General features: G+C 57.3%; 17 protein-coding genes and 1 tRNA gene. 8 read left to right on the top strand and 10 right to left on the bottom strand.

Going from position 1 to position 21,174, the window contains the following annotated elements:
- Positions 1 to 5: 5 nt before the first annotated feature.
- Positions 6 to 524 carry a YHS domain-containing (seleno)protein gene (locus AC2TCY_RS15135; RefSeq protein WP_480848573.1) on the top strand — a complete coding sequence of 173 codons (519 nt, stop codon included), beginning with the start codon at positions 6 to 8 and terminating at the stop codon, positions 522 to 524.
- A 68-nt stretch (positions 525 to 592) separates the two neighbouring features.
- Here AC2TCY_RS15135 and AC2TCY_RS15130 read toward each other — a convergent pair whose 3' ends face one another.
- Together AC2TCY_RS15130 and metF are read right to left on the bottom strand one after the other, a co-directional pair.
- The gene (locus AC2TCY_RS15130) at positions 593 to 1,264 is read right to left on the bottom strand and encodes a J domain-containing protein (protein WP_480848571.1); all 672 of its coding nucleotides are present in this window, start codon (positions 1,262 to 1,264) and stop codon (positions 593 to 595) included.
- Positions 1,265 to 1,498: 234 nt separating this feature from the next.
- Positions 1,499 to 2,365 carry a methylenetetrahydrofolate reductase [NAD(P)H] gene (metF, locus tag AC2TCY_RS15125; protein ID WP_480848569.1) on the bottom strand — a complete coding sequence of 289 codons (867 nt, stop codon included), beginning with the start codon at positions 2,363 to 2,365 and terminating at the stop codon, positions 1,499 to 1,501.
- Between the two features lie 96 nt (positions 2,366 to 2,461).
- Here metF and AC2TCY_RS15120 point away from each other — a divergent pair, with 96 nt between their 5' ends.
- Both AC2TCY_RS15120 and AC2TCY_RS15115 read left to right on the top strand, forming a co-directional pair.
- Positions 2,462 to 3,367: a LysR family transcriptional regulator gene (locus AC2TCY_RS15120; RefSeq protein WP_480848567.1), complete on the top strand. Its 906-nt coding sequence runs from the start codon at positions 2,462 to 2,464 to the stop codon at positions 3,365 to 3,367.
- A gap of 108 nt (positions 3,368 to 3,475) precedes the next feature.
- A complete protein-coding gene (locus tag AC2TCY_RS15115) occupies positions 3,476 to 4,261 on the top strand; it encodes an inositol monophosphatase family protein (protein WP_480848566.1) in 786 nt (261 codons plus the stop codon).
- A 54-nt stretch (positions 4,262 to 4,315) separates the two neighbouring features.
- Here AC2TCY_RS15115 and bhcD read toward each other — a convergent pair whose 3' ends face one another.
- Genes bhcD through bhcA form a run of 4 tightly spaced genes read right to left on the bottom strand, consistent with a single transcriptional unit; the run spans position 4,316 to position 8,663 of the window.
- Positions 4,316 to 5,299 carry an iminosuccinate reductase BhcD gene (bhcD, locus tag AC2TCY_RS15110; protein WP_480848564.1) on the bottom strand — a complete coding sequence of 328 codons (984 nt, stop codon included), beginning with the start codon at positions 5,297 to 5,299 and terminating at the stop codon, positions 4,316 to 4,318.
- A 15-nt stretch (positions 5,300 to 5,314) separates the two neighbouring features.
- On the bottom strand, positions 5,315 to 6,478 hold the full coding sequence (gene bhcC, locus AC2TCY_RS15105; protein WP_480848562.1) for a 3-hydroxy-D-aspartate aldolase BhcC: 1,164 nt from the start codon (positions 6,476 to 6,478) through the stop codon (positions 5,315 to 5,317).
- Between the two features lie 11 nt (positions 6,479 to 6,489).
- Positions 6,490 to 7,461, bottom strand: coding sequence for a beta-hydroxyaspartate dehydratase BhcB (bhcB, locus tag AC2TCY_RS15100; protein ID WP_480848560.1), 972 nt, complete (start codon positions 7,459 to 7,461; stop codon positions 6,490 to 6,492).
- Between the two features lie 11 nt (positions 7,462 to 7,472).
- The gene (bhcA, locus tag AC2TCY_RS15095) at positions 7,473 to 8,663 is read right to left on the bottom strand and encodes an L-aspartate--glyoxylate aminotransferase BhcA (protein ID WP_480848558.1); all 1,191 of its coding nucleotides are present in this window, start codon (positions 8,661 to 8,663) and stop codon (positions 7,473 to 7,475) included.
- A gap of 200 nt (positions 8,664 to 8,863) precedes the next feature.
- Here bhcA and AC2TCY_RS15090 point away from each other — a divergent pair, with 200 nt between their 5' ends.
- Complete coding sequence (locus AC2TCY_RS15090) at positions 8,864 to 9,682, top strand: IclR family transcriptional regulator (protein ID WP_480848557.1); 819 nt, start codon at positions 8,864 to 8,866, stop codon at positions 9,680 to 9,682.
- Positions 9,683 to 9,687: 5 nt separating this feature from the next.
- Here AC2TCY_RS15090 and AC2TCY_RS15085 read toward each other — a convergent pair whose 3' ends face one another.
- Together AC2TCY_RS15085 and putA are read right to left on the bottom strand one after the other, a co-directional pair.
- Entirely contained in the window at positions 9,688 to 10,431 is a 744-nt protein-coding gene (locus tag AC2TCY_RS15085) for a rhomboid family intramembrane serine protease (RefSeq protein ID WP_480848555.1), read from the bottom strand.
- Positions 10,432 to 10,473: 42 nt separating this feature from the next.
- Positions 10,474 to 13,875, bottom strand: coding sequence for a bifunctional proline dehydrogenase/L-glutamate gamma-semialdehyde dehydrogenase PutA (gene putA / locus AC2TCY_RS15080; RefSeq protein WP_480848553.1), 3,402 nt, complete (start codon positions 13,873 to 13,875; stop codon positions 10,474 to 10,476).
- A gap of 102 nt (positions 13,876 to 13,977) precedes the next feature.
- On the opposite strand from putA, the gene AC2TCY_RS15075 reads away from it, so the two are divergent.
- Entirely contained in the window at positions 13,978 to 14,466 is a 489-nt protein-coding gene (locus AC2TCY_RS15075; RefSeq protein WP_480848551.1) for an Lrp/AsnC family transcriptional regulator, read from the top strand.
- Positions 14,467 to 14,496: 30 nt separating this feature from the next.
- Positions 14,497 to 15,063 (top strand): tetratricopeptide repeat protein, encoded by a 567-nt coding sequence (locus AC2TCY_RS15070; RefSeq protein WP_480848549.1) that lies wholly within the window; start codon positions 14,497 to 14,499, stop codon positions 15,061 to 15,063.
- A 60-nt stretch (positions 15,064 to 15,123) separates the two neighbouring features.
- On the opposite strand, the gene AC2TCY_RS15065 is transcribed toward AC2TCY_RS15070, so the two are convergent.
- Positions 15,124 to 17,013 (bottom strand): PhoX family protein, encoded by a 1,890-nt coding sequence (locus tag AC2TCY_RS15065; RefSeq protein WP_480848547.1) that lies wholly within the window; start codon positions 17,011 to 17,013, stop codon positions 15,124 to 15,126.
- A 201-nt stretch (positions 17,014 to 17,214) separates the two neighbouring features.
- Positions 17,215 to 18,858, bottom strand: coding sequence for a hypothetical protein (locus tag AC2TCY_RS15060; protein WP_480848545.1), 1,644 nt, complete (start codon positions 18,856 to 18,858; stop codon positions 17,215 to 17,217).
- Positions 18,859 to 19,053: 195 nt separating this feature from the next.
- On the opposite strand from AC2TCY_RS15060, the gene AC2TCY_RS15055 reads away from it, so the two are divergent.
- Positions 19,054 to 19,127 (top strand) — tRNA-Gly (locus tag AC2TCY_RS15055).
- Between the two features lie 128 nt (positions 19,128 to 19,255).
- On the top strand, positions 19,256 to 21,076 hold the full coding sequence (locus AC2TCY_RS15050) for an ABC transporter transmembrane domain-containing protein (RefSeq protein WP_480848543.1): 1,821 nt from the start codon (positions 19,256 to 19,258) through the stop codon (positions 21,074 to 21,076).
- The last annotated feature ends 98 nt before the right edge of the window (positions 21,077 to 21,174 follow it).

Raw genomic sequence — 21,174 nt, 5'->3', positions numbered from 1 at the left:
ACCACATGAAACGATTTGCCCTGACCTTTGCGGCGGCTCTGGCCCTAGCCGTTCCTGCCTTTGCCGGAGATCAATACATCGACGGCACGGGCTTTGCCGTATCAGGCTATGATGTTGTCGCTTATCGCGGCCTTGATCAGGTGGCAGTCGGCCAGACGCAGCCTGCTCCAGTCCGTGGTCATTCCAATATCACCGCAGATTACAATGGTGCCACCTGGGCTTTTGCGACTGAAGAAAACCGAGACAAATTCTTGGAAAATCCTGCGTACTACGCTCCGCAATATGACGGCCATTGCGCCTATGGCGTTTCGCGCGGCGGTAAAGTCCCAGCCAACCCGAACCTGTGGCGGATCGTTGATGACAAGTTGTACCTGAACATTACCGACGTGGTGGTGGGGTTCTGGGAGGAAGACGTCCCAGGCAACATCAATCTGGCTGAAGGAAACTGGCCGGGGATCGAACCTGATGCTGCTTCGACCAGCGTAATCCCGAAATTCACCTCGGAAGGCCCAATCGCCAACTAACGCGATGCCAGACAAAAAAGCCCGGCTGAATTCAGCCGGGCCTTAGCGGCAGATGGGCACAACCCCCTTCAACTGGCAAGCCAGTAGTCATCTCGCATCTGCTGGTTCGCTTTGAATTTGATTTTAACGCTGCGAGCACCGGGAAATTTCCGTTCCCGGATCGTATCCGGAACAACAACTTCGCCTTGCCCCGAGTTCTTTGATTCAAACGTCAGAATTTCTGCCCCTGTCTTTCGCGAATCTGCCAGAACCGAGGTCGGCAACGCCACGCGATTGGGACCCGTGCAGACAGGTGTCTTTACAAAATAAGTCAGATCCCGGCCGAAACAGCCAACTGCGTCAGGCACGTGATCCGCGACCGGATCAGTGTCTGAGCTGTTAGAATCATCTGTCGCACCGCCCAGCGTTGAATGATCCAACAGCGCGTGATCCGGGTTCAATAGATCCCGGCACGCCTCGAGAACGTCGTCCGTCAACTCGACCACTCGTTTTCGCAATTTCGGACGGCGCGGCTTTGCGGTCCCGGAACGGTTTTTGCCCGCCAGGCCCTCTTGTCGCAGAAAATCATATGCAGATTTCGCGCGCGAAAATCCGGAATAGTCGCCTCCGGTGTGATCAGGGTGGGCATGAAAGGCCACATTTCGCCATGCCTCACGAATATCGTCGGCACTGGCGCTTTGGTTGAGGCCCAGCTCTTGCAACGCTTCGGCCCGAGCCCTGATCCTGTTTACTGGCTCCATACTCACAAAACTCGTTAAAAACTACACTCACTCCACTTTGCGAACAGTCACTTTTTTGTCAAATTTTTCTGGGTATTAGCGTGTTTTGAGTTAACAGTCCGGCAAGGCGATCCGAAATTGTTGCCCAGTATCCTTGCACCGATGAGGATTCAGTTCCGCCACATTCCGCACTGAAAACGCCCCGATCAAAACAAGATTGAGCGGGGCGTCGAGTATTGGAGGCCGGAATTCGGGTCAGGCCACGTTCTGCAAATCAGCCCGCGGAGTGATCCCCAGCGCAAAACACACATCGCGCGTCAGTTCGGGGCGATTGAGCGTGTAGAAATGCAGCTTGTCGACGCCGCCTTCAATCAGATCCGAACACAGCTCGGTGCATATCGCAGTGGCCAATAGGTCTTCACGGTCATCTCGCACGGCTTTTTCGAATGCCTGGTCCACCCAAGTCGGAATACGCGTGCCGCAGCGTTCTGCAAACTTGCGCGCGCCCTTCCAGTTTTCGATCGGCAGAATGCCCGGCACGATGGGTTTGTCGATTCCGGCTTTGGCACAGGCATCACGGAACCGAAAAAACGTCTCGGCCTCGAAGAAGAACTGCGTCAATGCCTCGTCTGCACCTGCATCCAGCTTAGCCTTCAGCCAATCAATGTCGGTGCGCGAGTTTTGGGCCTCGGGGTGAATATCGGGATAGGCGCCGACCCGAATGCTGAACATTTCGGTTTCAGCCAACGCGGAAATCAGTTCGACCGAGTTTGAAAATCCTTCAGGATGCGGCTCAAAGCGATCCTGCCCTGATGGCGGATCACCTCGCAGAGCGACGATATCCTGAACGCCAGCTCGAGCGAACGTATCGGCGATTTCCAGCGTTTCCTGACGCGAGGCGTCGACGCAGGTCAGATGGGCCGCGACTGGCAATCCCGAGGATTTATGGAGCGTGGCGACTGCGTCTCGTGTCAGTTCGCGCGTTGTACCACCTGCGCCGTAGGTCACGGAAACAAACCGGGGCTCTAACGGGGCAAGCGTTTGAACCGTATCCCAAAGGCGGAATGACGCCTCCAGCGACTTGGGCGGGAAGAACTCGAAGGAAATTTCGGGCTTAGTCATCGGTGCCTCTTCAACAACAGAACTATTCCCTTGTGACACTCTATGCATTGTGAGACAAACTCATATTATTCAAGAACAACATGAGCTACGTGAGAAATGCATATCGAATTCCGCCACCTTCGTACCATCAAAGCTATCCACGAATGTGGCGGTTTGGCCCGTGCAGCGGACCAGCTGAACATAACGCAATCGGCATTGAGCCATCAGATCAAAGGCTTGGAAGATCAGGCCGGAGTCGAGCTGTTCCTGCGCAGGTCCAAGCCGATGAAACTGTCCGCTGCCGGTTTGCGCCTTTTGCGACTGGCCGAACAGATTCTACCTCAGGTCGAAGCGATGCAGGATGAGTTTTCGTCACTTCGTGATGGGCGGACAGGGCGGATGCATATCGCCATTGAATGTCATGCCTGTTTCGAGTGGCTGTTCCCGGTGCTGGAATCGTTCCGCAAATCCTGGTCCGACGTGGATGTCGACATTCGCCCCGGCTTGGCGTTTGACGCCTTGCCCGCGCTTCAGAAGGAAGAAGTGGATCTGGTCGTCTCATCGGACCCTGAGGATTTACCCGGTGTCGAGTTTGTCGAGCTTTTTGACTATAACGCCGTGTTCGTGGCCGCTTCGACTCATCCGCTGGCCGATAAATCCTTTATCGAGGCCGAGGACTTCCGAGGTCAAACACTGATCACCTATCCGGTTGAGCGGACACGTCTGGATGTGTTCAGCCAGTTGTTGATCCCCGCTCGCGTCGAGCCCGCGTCAATCCGGCAGGTTGAGTTGACCGCAGTGATCTTGCTGCTTGTTGCTTCGAACAGGGGGATCTCGGTCCTCCCGGATTGGGTCGTGCGAGAAGTCAAATACAGCTCGGACTATGTCACCCGCCCGCTTACAAAAGAGGGAATTACCCGCAGGTTGTACGCCGCCGTCCGGACCGAAGACCTTGAAAAACCCTTTGTGCAAGAGCTGGTAAAACTGGCCCGATCCGAGGCGCGCAAGCTGCAGGCGCAATAGGATCAGGGCAGGGCGCTATACGCGGGGCTGTTATGCACATCATTCCTCTTGGCAAGGGCGCAATGCACCAGTATACGCGCGGTTTGACCGGACAGGAGCCTTTTGACAATGGTTGGCAGTGCAAATCTCAACATCATGATGAAAGCCGCGCGTAAAGCGGGGCGGTCTTTGGTCAAGGACTTCCGTGAAGTCGAGAACCTGCAGGTGTCGATGAAAGGTGCCGGTGACTTTGTTTCCAAGGCCGATATTGCAGCCGAGAATATCCTGAAAGAGGAACTGCTGGGTGCCCGTCCGACCTATGGTTGGCTTGGCGAAGAAGGTGGTGGTCAGGACGGCGAAGACCCGACCCGCCGCTGGATCGTAGACCCGCTGGACGGAACCACGAACTTCCTGCACGGCCTTCCGCATTGGGCGGTTTCAATTGCGCTGGAGCACAAGGGCAAGATCGTCGCCGGTGTGATTTATGACCCGGCCAAGGACGAGATGTTCTTTGCTGAAAAGGGCGAGGGCGCGTGGATGAACGACATGCGTATCCGGGTTTCTGGCCGTCACCGCATGATCGAGTCCATTTTCTCGACGGGTTTGCCGTTTGGCGGCCGGGCCGACCTGCCAGCTACGCTGCAGGATCTGGCGCGCCTGATGCCTGCATGTGCAGGGGTGCGCCGGTGGGGTGCTGCTGCTTTGGACATGGCTTATGTCGCTGCGGGTCGTTACGAAGGCTTCTGGGAACGCCGTTTGAATGCCTGGGACTTGGCCGCCGGTATCATAATTGTCAAAGAGGCGGGTGGTTTCGTGCAACCGCTCAACCCCGAAGGCAGCGTGTTGGAAGACGGCGAGGTGATCTGCGCCAACGAGCCGATTTTTGACACCTTTGCCAAAGTCATCCGGGGCTGACATCCAGATACACGTAATGAACAAGCGCGCCCCAACGAGGCGCGCTTTTTAGTTTCAGAGGGTCGCGCGTTGCGCCAGCCCCGCCTCATCCGCCAGTTGGGCGGCCACGGACGCAACGGCAAGGTCTTGAAGGCCCACACCGGTCCCATCAAACAATGTGACCTCTGTTTCACTGGTGCGCCCAGCATGATCTCCATTGATGACAGCGCCAATTGAAGTGATCTCGTCCGCAGAAAGATCGCCTGAGCCCACCGCGTGTTGCGCCTCACCAATGGTGACGGATTGCGCTACCTCGTCGGTGAACACAGTGGCCGCGGCGACAAGGGCTGGGTCGACCTCCATCTTGCCTTTGGTGTCTGTGCCCATGCAGGCCAGATGCGTGCCGGGTTTGATCCAATCTTTCATCAAAAGCGGCTCAAACGCCGATGTGATTGTGATGATCACATCGGCCTGCGCGCCCAGTTCCTGCTGGCTCACGGCTTCGAATTCTAGACCGATCTCTTCGGCGACCGCCGCCAGTCGGGGAAGCATGTCAGGATGCGGGTTCCAGGCCACGACTTTCTCGAACGTGCGCTGCTCGGCAGCGGCCCGCAGTTGGAACGTAGATTGGTGCCCGGCTCCGACCATGCCCAGCACCTTGGCGTCTTTGCGAGCCAGATGCGCAATCGAAACCGCCGAAGAAGCCGCCGTGCGTAAAGCGGTCAGGTAGTTTCCGCCGACCAGAGCGGACAATTGGCCCGTGTCCGGATCAAACAGAAACACCGTGGATTGATGGTTTGTCAGCCCCTTGTCGGCATTTCCGGGCCAGTACCCGCCGGATTTCACACCCAGAATCTGACCGTCGCGGTCAAACCCGGACTTGAAGCCGTAAAGGGCATCTGCATAACCTAGTGCCTCGCGGACGACCGGAAAGTTGCGCGCCCCGCCGCTGGCCATAGCGCCAAAGACGGATTGCACGGCATCAAAAGCTTGTTCCCGACCGACCAGCTGTTGGCAGAGGTCTTCGCCCACAATCAGCAGGCCATCTTGGGTGTTCATGGCATCCCTCATCTCTCAATATGCCTTTCCGCGTGCCGAGACAGGCCACAGGGCTTCGACCTTCCCGTTCCGGACGCCCACATACCAGTCGTGGACATTGCAGGTGGGATCACAGTGCCCCGGCACCAGCCGCAGCTTGTCATTCACCTTGAGCACACCGTCAGGATCGCCGATCACGCCGTGCTCATCGGAACATTTGAGGTATTCCACATCATCGCGCCCGTAGATGAACGGCAGCCCGCTATCGACCGATTGCGCCTTGAGGCCTGCATCGCAGATGGCCTTATCGGCCTTGGCATGGCTCATGACGCTGGTCAGGATAAACAGCGCATTTTCCCATTCGCCCTGATCGATGCGATTGCCGTCTTTATCCAGAATGCGACCATAGTCAGCGTCCATGAAGGCGTAGGATCCGCATTGCAATTCATTGTAAACGCCCGAGTTGCTTTCGAAATAATACGACCCGGTGCCGCCGCCGGATACCAGCTCGCAATCGATGCCTTCGGCTTTCAGGCCATCAACGGCGTCTTTAACCATCGCAATGGCGGTATCCAGTTTTTCCTTGCGCGCCTCGTAGGTGTCGAGATGCTGCATCGCGCCCTGATAGGCTTGGATTCCGGTGAATTTCAGATTTGGCGCAGCCTCTACCGCTTTGGCGATCGCGACTACATCGGGGGTCGTCGTGACGCCGCACCGACCCGCACCGCAATCAATCTCGATGAATACCTCCAACTCGGTCCCGTGGTTTTGCGCTGCCGCTGACAGGTCCTCTACATTCTCTATGTCGTCGACACAGACAATCGTGCGGGCGCCCAGCTTGGGCAGGCGTGCAAGGCGGTCGATCTTGGCCGGGTCGCGCACCTGGTTCGACACGAGGATGTCCTTGATGCCACCGCGAGCAAATACCTCGGCTTCGGACACTTTCTGACAGCAAACGCCGACAGAGCCGCCCAGTTCTTCCTGAAGTTTGGCCACATCCACGGATTTGTGCATCTTGCCATGAACGCGATGACGCATTCCGTGCGCTTTGGCGTAGTCGCCCATCTTCTTAATGTTGCGCTCCAGCGCGTCCAGATCGAGGATCAGGCAGGGCGTCTGAATTTCGGACTCATCCATGCCGATTGCAGCAGGGATATCAAAGCCGACTTCCAATTGATCAATGTTCACAGGTTTGTTCATCCTAATCCTCCTTACCCTTTCAGCCAGGGTAGTTTGTCCAGATCCACATTGCCGCCGGTGACGATTACGCCGACGCGCTTTCCCCGAAACACGTCGGGGTTTTTGAGAATTGTTGCCAACGGTACCGCCGAAGATGGCTCCATCACCACCCGCAGGTACTTCCAGGTCAGTTTCATCGCTTCGATGATCTCGGCGTCGGACGCCGTGAAGATATCGGTCACATGGTTCGAAACGAAATGCCAGGTGTTTTCCTTGAGCGGAACCAACAGCCCGTCTGCAATCGTCTTGGGCGCATCATCTGCGATGATATGGCCTGCTTTGAACGAGCGATAGGCATCGTCAGCCTGTTCCGGTTCAGCCGCATATATCGCAGTTTGCGGTGCCAGATTGGAGACCGTCAGGCAGGTGCCTGACGCCATGCCGCCGCCGCCAATCGGCGCGATTACTGCGTCGATACCGTCGGTTTGTTCCAGCAGCTCTGCCGAACAGGTGGCCTGACCGGCTATCACGCGGAGATCATTGTAGGGGTGCACGAACTCGCCGCCGGTGCGCGCCTGTACTTCGGCAAAGGTCGCTTCACGGGACGATGTTGAGGGTTCACATTCGGTTATCGTTCCGCCATAGCGGCGCACGGCGTCTTTCTTTGCCTGTGGTGCCGTGCGTGGCATGACCACGTTGCACGGAATGCCGCGACGGCCTGCGGCGTAAGACAGAGATAGAGCGTGGTTGCCGCTGGAGTGCGTGCAGACGCCTTTTTCCATCATGTCTTCGGGCAAACCGAACACCGCATTACAGGCTCCGCGTACTTTGAACGCGCCTGCCTCCTGAAAGTTCTCACATTTGAAGAACAACTGAGCGCCGGTCAGATCGTTGAGATAATCCGACGTCATAACCGGCGTTCGACGGATATAGGGTTTGATCCGCTCATGCGCCGTGCGCATGTCGTCAATTGTCAGGTCGGCGGCTGTGATTTGATCCAACATCCATGCCCTCCTTATGCGGCTGCCTGAGCGCGACCGGACGACCCGGTGCGGAAATAGTCCTGCGCCGCCGCGACGCCGCTGCCCAGTTTGATGGGATAGTCATGGTCAGCCATCGCCATCTCGATGGTTGCCAGCCCGGAAAGAACCATCACGTCCGTCAGGCTGCCTAAATGGCCAATGCGGAAGGCCTTGCCATTCAGCTGTCCCAACCCGATGCCGAAAGAAACACCATATGCATTGAATACGTGTTCCGTCAGGGCGTTGCTATCGAACCCTTCGGGCACATAGATTGCGCTGACGGTGTCCGAATAGAGGTCGGGTGACTGTGCGACCAGTTGCAGACCCCAAGCGTCAACCGCCCGGCGCACACCTTCGGCGAGGCGGAAGTGGCGGGCATAAACGTTGTCGAGGCCTTCCTCGAACAGCATCTTCAGGCTCTCGCGCATGCCATAAATCAGTTGCAGCGGCGGGGTGTAGGGGAACCCTCCGGAGGCATTGGCTGCCATCATGTCCTTGAAATCAAAGAATGTGCGGGACAGTTTGGCTGTCTTTGTTGCCTCCAGCGCCTTAGGGCTGACGCACAGGATCGCCATACCAGTCGCCAACATGAACCCTTTTTGCGAACCCGATACGGCTATGTCGACGCCCCAGCGATCAAACTCAAACGGCATTGATGCCAGAGAGCTGACGCAGTCCACATACATCATCGCGGGGTGATCTGCGGCATCCATGGCTTGCCGAACAGCACCGATATCTGACCGCACGCCCGTTGCCGTTTCGTTATGAGTCACCAGAACGGCGCGGATCGTGTGGGCCGTATCGGCGGCCAGAATTTCCTGAAACTTGTCGGCTGGTGCACCGCTGCCCCACGGGCAATCAATGATCTGCACGTCCAGACCATGCCGCTGGCAAAGATCGATCCAGCGATGGCTGAAAACGCCATAGCGGCCGACAAGAACCTTGTCGCCAGGGCTGAGCGTATTGGTTACGGCTGCTTCCCATCCACCGGTCCCGCTAGCGGGGAAGGTCACGATCTGGCCTTTGGTTGTGCCAAACACCTTCTTGGTGTCTTCAAGCACCGGCGCAAAGGTTTCTACAAAGTCCGGCGCACGGTGATCCTGCGTTTGGACCTGCATGGCAAGGCGCAGTCGGTCGGGAATGTTAGTAGGGCCTGGAATAAAGACCGGGTTCTGGTTTGACATCATCATGTCCTCCGCTTTGGACATAAGTGTCGCTCGTCTTCACCTTTAGTGCAATTTTCTTGAAAAATATTTTCATTTATGAGATTAAATAAGTAAGGCACTGAAAAATAACCGAATTCAGTTTCTCAGTTTAGCATGTGAAAAACACTGGTCTAATGAGCCTGAAGCAGGGCGGGCCGAATACGTCAGGAAGTATCATTATGGAGACTCAGAAAAGACCGCGCGGCAGACCCAAGTCTTTGTTCAAGGAAAGTTCGGCCGGGACGATGCAATCGCTGGACAGGGCATTAGGCGTGCTCACGTCGATTGCCCGGCTTGAAAGGGCGACACTCAGCGATCTGGCGCGCGAAATAGGCGTGCCAACAGCCACCACGCATCGCATCCTCGTGACGCTGCAAAAGCACGGGTTTGTAACCTTTGACGAAGAACGGCAGGAGTGGCTGATTGGGATCGAGGCGTACCGAACCGGCGCAACATTTCTGCGCCGCAGTAGCGTTTTGGAGATCGGCCGGCCAATTCTGCGCAGGTTAATGCAGGACAGCGGAGAGACGGCCAATCTGGCCGTACCGGACGGGGCCGAGGTCGTCTTTGTCGGGCAGGTCGAAACCCTCAACCCGATCCGGGCATTCTTTCCGCCTGGTGCAAGGACGCCAATGTACGCCTCGGGTACGGGCAAAGCGATTCTGGCCGCAATGAGCGAGGCTGCTTTGGCCAAGGTTCTGAAAGCAATGGATCCGATTGCCTTTACCGAACACACACGATTGCCAGATTCAGGTTTATTGGATGATCTTTCGTCAACCCGAAAACGTGGTTGGTCTCATGACCGGGAAGAGCGGTATGAGGGTATGTCATGCATTGGTGCCGCGATCTACAACAGTCGGTCGGAACCGTGCGCGGGTGTATCTGTGTCCGGCCCGACCGTTCGGTTCAATGAAGCGCGGGCGCCAGAACTGGCCGCTCTGGTCATGCAGGCCGCGCAGGAAATCACCCACCTCAGTGGTGGGCAAAGCCCGGATTAAACACCTTACCGACGCGGCACTTTAGGGATACGCGACGCCGAGAGTTTGTACTTATGCTCTGGATGCGGCGGGTGGCCGTGGGTGCGGTTCCAGAACCTTATCCCTCCGCGTTTCAGCCAAAGCGGAATGCACAGGATCAGGCCGACCACGAAACCGCCTGTGTGCGCCCAATAAGCCACACCACCTTCGTCCGGGTTGCTGGCCAGGCTGCCCAGAAACTGAAATCCCAGCCAGACGCCCAACATGACAAAGGCCGGTATCGTGAAGACACGGAAATACACGATCAAAATCAGCAGAATGTCCACACGGGCGCGCGGGAACAGCAGCAAGTACCCTCCCATGATACCAGCGATTGCACCGGAGGCGCCGATTGTGGGCACACCCGAGCCCGGAGCGGTCACTACATGGATCAAACCTGCGCCGACACCGGCAACTAGATAAAACAATAAAAAGGGCAGGTGGCCCATCTCGTCTTCCAGATTGTCGCCGAAAATCCACAAAAACAGCATGTTCCCGGCAAGGTGCATCCAGCCGCCGTGAAGGAACATCGATGTGACCAGCGTCTCGAGTGCGAACCCGTCGGAAATCCGCGCAGGAATGATCGCGTAGTCGAAATAGAGGCGATTGATCAGTTGCGCGTCGTCCATGATCCCCACGTAGCTGAGGAAGATCAGGATATTCGCCGCCATCAACGCGTAGACGACAAAAGGTGTACGCCCCGAAGGGTTATGATCGCGGATTGGAAACATGGCGCGACGCTGGGCTTTTCATGGCCCAGCGTCAAGGTCAGGTTATGCCGCACCTCCCAAAAGTGCAGCATTGCCGCCCGCAGCCGTAGTGTCGACACAGACGTGGCGCTCTCCCAATACACGTGCACGGTCCGGTTTGCCGGGGATTAGCGGAAGAATGGGACCGTCCCGGCGAGCCAGATGCTGTTCAATTTCACGCGCGGTGTCTTCGTCACCCCACCACAGGACGCCGGATATTCCATCCAGGTTCTCTAACCGATGCAGGTCAAGATTTCCGGTTGCGAGAAGGGTTGTTCCACCCAAAGCTTTCACTGCATCCGCCTGCGCTCGAGCGGCGTCTTCCCCCGGCCCCATACATAGAAGGGGCAGTCGAGGAAACTCACTCAGGCGATTTGACTCACCGGTCGGGCCGGGCAGGGATTGGGTCCGGACAGCAGCTGCTTGACCTTCGGGCACGGGAAGCGCAGCCATCGTACCGCTCCACTGGTCCTTGGCCGCCTGCCGGTCAGGAGCACAGAAGCGATTCATGTAGTTCGGTCCGCCAGCTTTAGGGCCTGTTCCAGAAAGCCCTTCACCTCCAAAGGGTTGCGATCCGACGATTGCGCCGATCTGGTTGCGGTTCACATAAATATTGCCCGCGTGAATCGCCTCGGTCACATGCTGAACACGATCGTCGATCCGAGTGTGCAGGCCAAAGGTTAGCCCATAGCCAGTGGCATTGATATCGGCGATAACCTGATCGATATGCTGTGCCTTGAATCGGGCGACATGCAGGACTGGGCCGAATATCTCACGCTCGAGGGCTGCAATGCCGGGAACCTCGATCAGTGTCGGGGCGACAAAGGTGCCTTCGGGTGGTAGAGGTTGCTCTTTGAGCACCCGGCCCTCGGCCCGCGCCCGGGCAACGTGGTCCGAAATGCCCTGACGAGCCTGTTCGTCGATAACCGGTCCGCAATCGGTCGAAATCAGCCACGGGTTCCCAACCTGAAACGCGTCCATCGCGCCCTTCAGCATGGTCAGGACGTCATCGGCAATGTCTTCCTGCAGGTAGAGGCACCGCAAGGCAGAACAGCGTTGCCCTGCAGATTGAAACGCACTTTCCATGACCGCTTGAACGGCTTGTTCTGGCAGGGCTGTGCTGTCCACGATCATTGCGTTCAGGCCGCCGGTTTCCGCGATCAGCGGCGTGCCTGGGCGGAGGTTTTCGGCCATGGTCGCGCGGATTTTCAATGCTGTCGCGGTCGAGCCGGTAAAGGCGACACCGGACACGCGGGGATCCGAAGTCAGAGCGGCGCCCACCGATGGGCCGCCGGGTAGCAATTGTAGCACGTCACGTGGCACGCCAGCCTCGTGAAGCAATTGCACGGCTCGATGCGCGATCAGCGGGGTCTGAGGCGCTGGCTTGGCCAACACCGCATTTCCAGTTGCCAGAGCCGCCGAAATCTGACCCGTGAAGATAGCCAGTGGGAAGTTCCACGGACTGATACAGGTAAAAACCCCTGCTGGCTTGGCATCAGGAATGTTGGCAGCGTAATAGCGCAGGAAATCGACGGCCTCGCGCAGTTCGGCAACCGCATCGGGTAACGACTTGCCGGCCTCACGGGCCAAAAGGGCGAACAACTCGCCAAAATGCGCCTCGTAAAGGTCGGCCGCAACGTTCAGAGCATGCGCGCGATCTTGCGCCGAAGCCTGCCATGGGTTCGCAGTTGCCAAAGCCAGTTCGACATCTTCAGCACTGGCCGGCGCGACAGAGCCGGGGTGGTCTTGCGGTTGCGCCGGATTGATCACCTGCTGGTCTTTTTCCGGCCTGGCGGTCTCGGACAGCAGTGGTTGAGCGTACCAGTGATGCGCCCTGAACGCGTCCCGAGCCGCTTCGATGCGGTCCAGGGTCGGCGTGTGCTGCAGGTCGAACCCTTTTGAGTTCGGACGCACAGGAGCGAACAGTTCGGGACCGGTGGGCAGTGGTGCCGCGGGGTTTTGAATTGCCAGGAACGGGTCTGCTGCGACTTCTTCCGGGGGAACGTCCTCATCGACGATTTGGTTGACGAAAGACGAATTAGCGCCGTTTTCCAACAGGCGCCGAACCAGATAGGCCAGCAGATCGCGATGTGCACCGACGGGCGCGTAGATGCGGCAGCGGGTGTTTTGTTGATCCTTGACGATCTGGTGCAGCGTCTCACCCATCCCGTGCAGGCGCTGAAACTCGAAAGGCTGATCGTCGGCCATGTGCAGAATGGCGCTAACCGTGTGTGCATTGTGGGTGGCGAATTGCGGATAGATTCGGTCCGTCATACCCAGCAGTTTGCGCGCGTTGGCGATATACGAGACGTCTGTCGCGGCTTTTTGCGTGAAGACCGGAAAGCCATCAACGCCCTCGACCTGAGCCCGCTTGATCTCGGTATCCCAATATGCGCCCTTGACCAGACGGACCATCAGCTTGCGGTCGTGACGCTGGGCCATGTCGTAAAGCGTATCCAGCACCAAACTGGCGCGAGGGCCGTAAGCTTGTACCACGATACCGAGCCCATCCCATCCCCCCAGAGCGGGTTCGGCCATAACGGCCTCTATGACTTGCAGAGACAACGACAGACGGTCGGCTTCTTCCGCGTCGATGTTCAGCCCCATCCCGGCGGATTTGGCAAGCAGGGCCAGAGAGCGTAGACGCGGAACCAGTTCCTCCATAACGCGCTGTTCCTGCGCCAATTCATAGCGCGGGTGCAGTGCGGACAGTTTGACCGAAATGCCAGGGTTTGCGCGAATGTCATTATGCGTGCAGGCCTCGGCAATGGCGGCGATGGCTCGGGAATAAGACAGGTGATAGCGCGCGGCGTCGGCATCGGTTCGGGCGGCCTCGCCCAGCATATCGTAGGAATAGGTGTAGCCTTTGGCCTCCATCCCGCTGGCGCGCGATATGGCGGCCTGAATGGTTTCGCCCAGAACGAATTGGCGGCCCATCTCTTTCATCGCACGGCCCACCGCTGTGCGGATCACAGGTTCGCCCAACCGTTTGATCGCTCCGCGTAGCGCGCCAACCGGTGAAGACTTGTCTTCGTCCAGAACACGCCCTGTTAGCATCAGAGCCCATGTCGAAGCGTTGACCAGGGAGGATGAAGACTGCCCCAAGTGTTTGCCCCAGTCCGAAGGGGCGATCTTGTCCTCGATCAGAGCGTCGATCGTGTCGGCATCCGGGACGCGTAGCAGCGCCTCGGCCAAGCACATCAGGGCCACACCTTCATCAGTGGACAGGCCGTATTCCGCTAAAAACACTTCCATCAAGCCAGGAGAGGTGCTGGATCGGATGTCGCGCACCAGCTTGGCCGCCACTGTGCAGATAGACTGGCGATCGCTGGGCTCCAGCGCAGCCTGAGTAATGAGATCCTCCAGTGCGGCAGGCTGATCGGCATAGGTCTGGTTGTCGATAAGGGTGCGCAAAGAATGAGACATGTATCCTCCAGATTTTTGAAGAGTATACATGTGAATTTTCAGGACAATCGTTCATAATCTTATGTTACACAGTTCAATGAACCGAATTTTGCAGGAATCGAAATGCGAAAAGACTTTCCCGGGCTCGATCGGTTTGATCAAGCCCTGCTGACGATTCTAGCCGAGGATGGCCGGATATCCGTGGCCGATCTGGCCCGACGGATCGGGTTGTCGAAATCACCGACTCAGGCGCGATTGAAGCGGCTCGAGTCTGACGGCGTCATCACCGGTTATCGTGCCATGCTGGACCCGATCCGGCTGGGGTTGGATCACGTCGCCTTTGTTGAAGTGCGTCTGTCAGACACTCGCGAAAAGGCATTGGGAGAGTTCAATGCTGCGGTGCGCCGAATAGCCGAGATCGAGCAAGCCCATATGATTGCGTCGAATTTCGACTATCTGCTCAAGGTGCGAACAGGGTCGATGTCGGAATACCGGGCAGTGTTGGCCGAAAAGATCTCGGGTCTTCCGCATGTTGCGAACACATCGACGTTCGTCGCGATGGAAGCGGTAAAGGAAACAGGTCTGCTGAGTGCGATTGAGCCCGAGGGTTGACGGTTTCGAATTCCGCTCCATCATTGGCGCATGAAGTGGATTGCTTTTGCCTCAGTGGTGTTCTTGGTCTTGCCCGTTATCGCGAATTCCGAAGGATGCCCGGCGTCCCCGGACCATCGGGCGGATATTGATGCGCTTATCGCCCAGACACAGGCGGCGACGTCGCAGGCCGACGCTCAGGTGATTTCAAGCAGGATGTGGGAGCTGTGGACTGATGCACCGGATGCGCGGGCTCAGATGCTGTTGGATCGTGGAATGGGGATGCGCGAAGGGTGGAACCTGACCGGCGCGTTGAACGAGCTGAATGCCTTGGTTGAATACTGTCCGAACTATGCCGAGGGTTACAATCAGCGTGCCTTCGTCAATTATCTCAGACAGGATTACGCATCGGCGTTGCAAGACCTTGACGTGGCGATTGAGCTGTCTCCGAACCACGTTGGTGCGCTAAGCGGGCGGGCGTTGTCGTTGCTGGGCCTGAAACGTCTGGATGAGGCCCGGTCTGCATTGAGCTATGCACTTCGGTTGAACCCATGGTTGTCAGAGCGCGCTTTACTGGAAGCGGGCGGGTTGCTGGACCCTCCGGGTGAAGATATCTGACATTCGCCCTGGGAACGCCCCCGAGACCGGGTCTCAGGGGCATCATCTTTGCTACAATATTTAGCCGACCAAACCGTTGTCTTCCCGTTTGATGGCAATCACGGATGACCGCGGGGTGCCGCCATCCGGCCAGTTGCTGCCGGGATGCTGGATGCCGACAAACATGGTGCGGCGGTCAGTGGACCAGGCCAGACCGGTGACTTCGCTGCCGTTCGGGCCCGTCATGAAGCGCACGATGTCACCGGTTACCGGATCGCCAACCAGCATTTGGTTGTTGCCGTTGCCTGCAAAGTCTTCTTCGTTGTCGTCATTGCCGTCTGTCTGAATCCAGACCAGCCCGGTCGAGTCGATAGCCATGCCGTCTGGCGAGTTGAACAGGTTGCCCTCATTCACATTGGGCGAACCGGCGCGGTCATCGGAATGCACGGTCGGGTTGCCTGCCATGACGTAGAGATCCCAGTCGAACCTATCTGCGGCGTGATCCTCGTTTACCGGACGCCAGCGCACGATTTGGCCGTACTTGTTGGCATCGCGCGGGTTGGGGCCATTGGCCGAAGTGTCATCGCCGCCTGCATTCGGCTTGACGCCACGGTTCTTGTTGTTGGTCAGGCAGCAATAAGCCTCGACCGCAACGGGGCTCGACGCCACCCATTCCGGGCGGTCCATGGTGGTGCCGCCTGCAGCCGATGCGGCCATACGCGTGAAGATCAGGATTTCGACCGACTCCATGCCAGTGGTTTCAGGCGTCAGAGGCAGCCACTGACCGGTCATGTCGTCGTTGAATTTGGCGACATAAAGCGTGCCATCATTCAACAGGCCCTCTGTCTCAACGCCCGGTTGGTAGCTGCCGTTCGAGACGAACTTGTACAGGTATTCGCCCCGCTCATCGTCGCCCATGTAAACAACCACGCGACCATCTGTTGCCAGAGCCACTTCGGCGTTTTCGTGCTTGAAGCGACCCAGACCAGTGTGCTTGACAGGAGTGCTGTCCGGTTTGGTCGGGTCGATTTCAACGATCCAGCCTGCCCGGTGCGGCTCGTTCGGGTTTTTTGAGGTGTCAAAGCGGGGGTCGAACAGTTCGTAACCGTTCCAGCTTTCGGCTTTGATGCCGTAACGTTTCATGCCATCCGCGACTTTCTGATCGTAGCTGGCACTCTCGTCAGTAGAACCGAAGTACCCATTGAAGTTCTCTTCGCAGGTCAGATAGGTGCCCCAAGGTGTTTTACCGGCGCCACAATTATTCATTGTGCCCAAGGACGAAGCACCAGTCGGATCTGCATTGGTTTTCAGCAGGTCGTGACCGGCTGCAGGGCCAACAATCTTCATTGGTGTGTTGTGATGAATACGGCGGTTGAAAGGGCTGTCTTTGACAACCGACCAGCCTTCAGCGCCTTCCTTGATCTCCATCACAGTCACGCCCTGAATGTTCTGCAGCTTGAGGACATCGTCAGCGCTGGCAGGGACACCTTCCTGTGCGGCAGGCAGGTTGATTTTGCGGTTCGGGTATTCGTGGTTGATCGCGATCAGTTCGTGACCTTGGAACGGAAAGGTCTCCATCCCGTCGGTGTTTTCACCAAATACTTTGTCAGAATTCTCGATCTGACCGCCGTCAGTAATGTCATAGCCCGCGGCGTCCGAGAACAGCGGATCGCCCCAGCGCATCAGCATCTTCCACTCGTATCCTTCTGGCACGTGCACGGTGCCGTCGGTCTGAGCAGCAATCGGAGTGAAGGCAAAACGAGAATTCGTCACGGCTTGCGCCGCTGTCGATCCCATCAGACCCGCACCCATTGCCGCAGCGCCGGATCCAAAGGCCAGAACACCGCCAAGGAAACCACGGCGGGAAATCGCACTTTCCACGACGTGGTCAAAGTCATTTTCTTCGGGGCGGGGAAAGTGCAGCTCGTCCCAATCGTCTGCGGACAGGGAGGTAGGATCTACGTCTTGCATGGATGGCTCCTGATAGTCTGAACAAAGATTCGTCCCGCGGGTGTAGGGCGCAGATATGACAGGAAAATAACATCCGAAGTAAAGTTCAACTTCGGCGTTCCCGCGTGCAGAGTTTTGCCGATCAGCAGGAACAACTGACCATACACAGGGCATAGGTTCGCTTGCGCTTTTGTATCTTCAGCCTGATCAATGCGTGCGAATTCAAGCCGCCTTGGCTTTACGTCGGCAGTAACAGGACGCATGGATTGGCACAGTCGCACGTGCTGCGGCTTTGTCGAGTTGCAGCTTGATATGTCGCGCCTCGGTTTCTTCGCCGCGTCGTACCAGGCATTCGTGCAGGCCGTGAAGGCTCCAGATGTTTCCTGGGTGTTGGCAGGCCCGGGCAAGGGTGTTGTCCAGACCAAGATCGGCACGATAGACCGCTTCGGCTTCGTCAAGCCGCTGATCTTCCATCAAAAGAGCACCGAGTGCGTGTCTGGTTGGCTGCATCCAGCCCCAAGGTTCATCATAAACAAGGTTGTCGTCCAGTTCGACCGAGCGGCGCAGATGAGCCAGCCCGCCCTCGCGGTCACCGGATTTGAAGGCAATTTCGCCATCCATCATTGCCTCGCCGATCATCAGAACATCCTCGGCGGTGTTATTGAAAACCAGACGACTTTCCGGCACGTCCGTGCGGGCTTGGACGGCCAACTCACGCGCCTTTTGTGCGGCGTCCATCTGTCCCAGATTAGCCAGAGCCACGGCACGAGCCTGATGAATTGCGGCTGTGGTGTAGCTATAAAGCTCGGCATCCTGCGGCATAGGCTCGTCCAGAATCTCCTGCCACATGCCAAAGCGGACCATGACGTGGATTTTCTTGCCGTAGAAAGATTCGAACAGGTCAGGGAAGTACCGGATCACGTTGTCGGGTAGCATCCGCATTAGTTCTTCCGAGGCGGCCAGAGCCTTTTCGGGTTGCCCAAGAAACATAGCGCCGTAAGCCTCGAAATGTACATTGTGGACGCGGTAAACGGTGTAAAAGTTTTCGCCACCTGCCATGGCCTCGTATTTCTTGTCCACTTGGGCTGCGCGGTGATTGCGCCAGACTACATTCTGATAGTCGCCGCACAAAACGTCGATATGCGTGGCCATGTGCACCAGATGGCCGCTTTCTGGCACCAGATCGACCAGCCTGTCGCCGTGCCGCAGCGCCTTTTCCGGTGTAGGCGACATCTCCATGAGGTGAATATACATATGCAGTAAACCTGGATGGTCCCAGGCGCCGGGCAGGGTATCAAACGCCGTCTCAAGAACTGTTAGCGCCTCAACGGTTGAGGCACCTTCGGCAGGGACGCCCTGTTTTAGATCCCAGAGTTGCCACGGAGTGCGATTCATCAACGACTCGGCAAAAATCGCTGCCACGTCCAGATCATCCGAGAATTCAGCGTAAACATTGCGCATCGAATCCGAAAACGCGTCGTTCCACGGGCCGTAATCTTCGATTTCAGGATCGGTTGGAAAACGGTGTGACAAAGCCTCGATCAGCGCGGCCTCCAATGGAGTAACTGCTTCGCGCAGAGCCATTGCATCCTGAATGGCCCGATGTGCCCGTTTCAGTGTTTCCACTTTTTCGTCGGGTTCAAAGAACTCCCAAGGTTTGTTGTAATTAGGGCCAATTGCATGAGCGACGCCCCAATACGCAAGGCCGCATTGCGGGTCTCGTGTAATCGCCTGATCGAAACAGGCCGCCGCGGCTTCGTGGTTGTAACCATAGAGCCAGATAAGCCCCTGATCGAATATCTCCTGTGCTTTGGGCGAAGATGTCGTGATTTTTCGGCTATATACACCCAGATCGAAGTCAGTCATTTTTGAAATCCCCCGTGAGAATACTGCCCGCATCCAAATCAGGCCCAGACTGGGCGGATCGCGAACCGCCTCAAGATAACACAAATTCGTGATCTCTGCTTCGGGGTGCGGGTCAGTTGGTTTGGAAAAGCGGGTTGAGCGGTGATTTCGCTTCTTGACGACCGCAAGCGCATGGACTACTCAGCCCAGACCTGAGCGGGTATAGCTTAATGGTAAAGCCCCTGCCTTCCAAGCAGGCTATGTCGGTTCGATTCCGTCTACCCGCTCCAGTTCAGCTCTGAATTCTCTGCGTCAAATGGCCCTTTAAACCTGCCAAATTGTGTGTGCAGCTTGACCCCGGATGCCTCTGCGGCCAAGAAGCGTTCACTTAGGACCGTTCAGGAAACAAGGGCCCGACATGGCTAGAAAAACAGCTGCCAGTCCAGCAACCGCACCCGCACCGGGGGCCAGCGAAGAAAGAGCGGGCTCTAAGAAAGTGGGCGTATTGGCCTCGCTTTGGCCATTCATGAAGCCCTACAGGTTGTTGATGATGGGCGCGACTTTTGCGCTGATTCTGACTGCCAGCATGACTTTGACCCTGCCTTTGGCCGTGCGTCGCGTGGTCGATAATTTCCGAATTCAGGATGGTGAGCTGCTGGATTGGTATTTTCTGGCAGCGCTTGTGATTGCGGGTATCCTGGCTGTGGGTACAGGTATCCGTTATGCGCTGGTGACCCGGTTGGGCGAACGCGTGGTTGCCGATATCCGCAAGGCTGTTTTCGACCGCGTGATCGGCATGAGCCCGGAATTCTACGAACGTATCATGACAGGTGAGGTGCTGAGCCGGATTACCACGGATACAACCTTGATTCAGTCGGTGCTGGGTTCATCCGTATCCATCGCACTTCGCAACATGCTTCTGTTCGTCGGTGGTCTGGTTCTGATGCTTCTGACATCGGCCAAGTTGACCGGTCTTGTCTTGTTGCTGATTCCGGTGGTGATTGTACCGATTCTGGTCCTGGGGCGCCGTTTGCGTGGAATCAGTCGCGAGAATCAGGATTGGATTGCGGCATCTTCAGGAAATGCAGGCGAGGCGCTGGGCGCAGTGCAGACCGTACAGGCCTTTACACATGAGGAAGCCAGCCGAAAGCAGTTTGGCGAAATGACCGAGACATCCTATGTGGTGTCGCTGCGGCGTATCCAGACACGGGCTGTGTTGACGGTAATCGTGATCTTTTTGGTCTTCTCCGGTATCGTCGGGGTGCTGTGGATGGGGGCCAATGACGTTCGCAACGGCGTCATGACAGAAGGCGTTCTGATCCAGTTCGTGATCTATTCGATTATCATGGCTGGTTCCGTGGCCGCTCTGTCCGAGATCTGGAGCGAGCTTCAGCGCGCGGCTGGCGCGACGGAACGGTTGATCGAATTGCTGAACGCTGAAGACACAGTGTCCGACCCGGCAGGGGCGCAAGCACTGCCGCAACCTGTTCGCGGTGAAATCCGGTTCGATGATGTCACGTTCCGATATCCGGCACGTCCTGATGTGGTTGCGTTGGACCAACTCTCGCTGACAGTCGAACCGGGTGAAACCGTAGCGTTTGTAGGCCCGTCAGGCGCAGGTAAAACGACGGTCATCCAGATGATCCAACGTTTCTATGACCCGGATGCGGGGTACGTCAGCCTGGATGGGATCAATCTGCGTGACCTCGACCGATCGGACTTCCGGCAGCATATGGCGCTGGTTCCACAGGACCCGGTGATCTTTGCGTCCTCGGCCCGTGAAAACATCCGTTTTGGCCGTTTGGACGCGACCGATGCCGAGGTCGAAGCCGCAGCGCGCGCTGCAGCGGCCCATGACTTTATCGCCGCTTTACCAGAAGGGTACGACAGTTTCGTGGGCGAGCGCGGCGTGATGTTATCCGGTGGCCAGAAGCAGCGAATTGCTATTGCGCGTGCAATTCTGCGCGACGCGCCGGTTCTGTTGCTGGACGAGGCGACCTCGGCACTGGATGCTGAAAGCGAACGCGCGGTGCAGGGTGCGGTTGACAAGATGCGCGCTGGGCGCACGACGCTGATTGTGGCACACAGGTTGGCGACTGTGAAAAAGGCGGACCGCATCGTGGTGATGGAGAACGGGAGCGTTGTCGCTCAGGGAACGCATGATGACCTGGTGTCTCAGGACGGTCTTTATGCGCGTCTGGCACGCCTGCAGTTCACCGACGGTGTTGCTGCGGAATAAAGTGACGCTCCGGCACATCACTTTCCGCCGCAGCGTCATTCTACATTTTCTCTGACCCGAGAGCTAAGCCGTTGCTTGCACGAGCTTGCTTTTGCTTC

It is taken from the genome of Ruegeria sp. HKCCD7181, from assembly GCF_057221055.1.
This window is presented reverse-complemented; position numbering and strand designations above follow the sequence as displayed.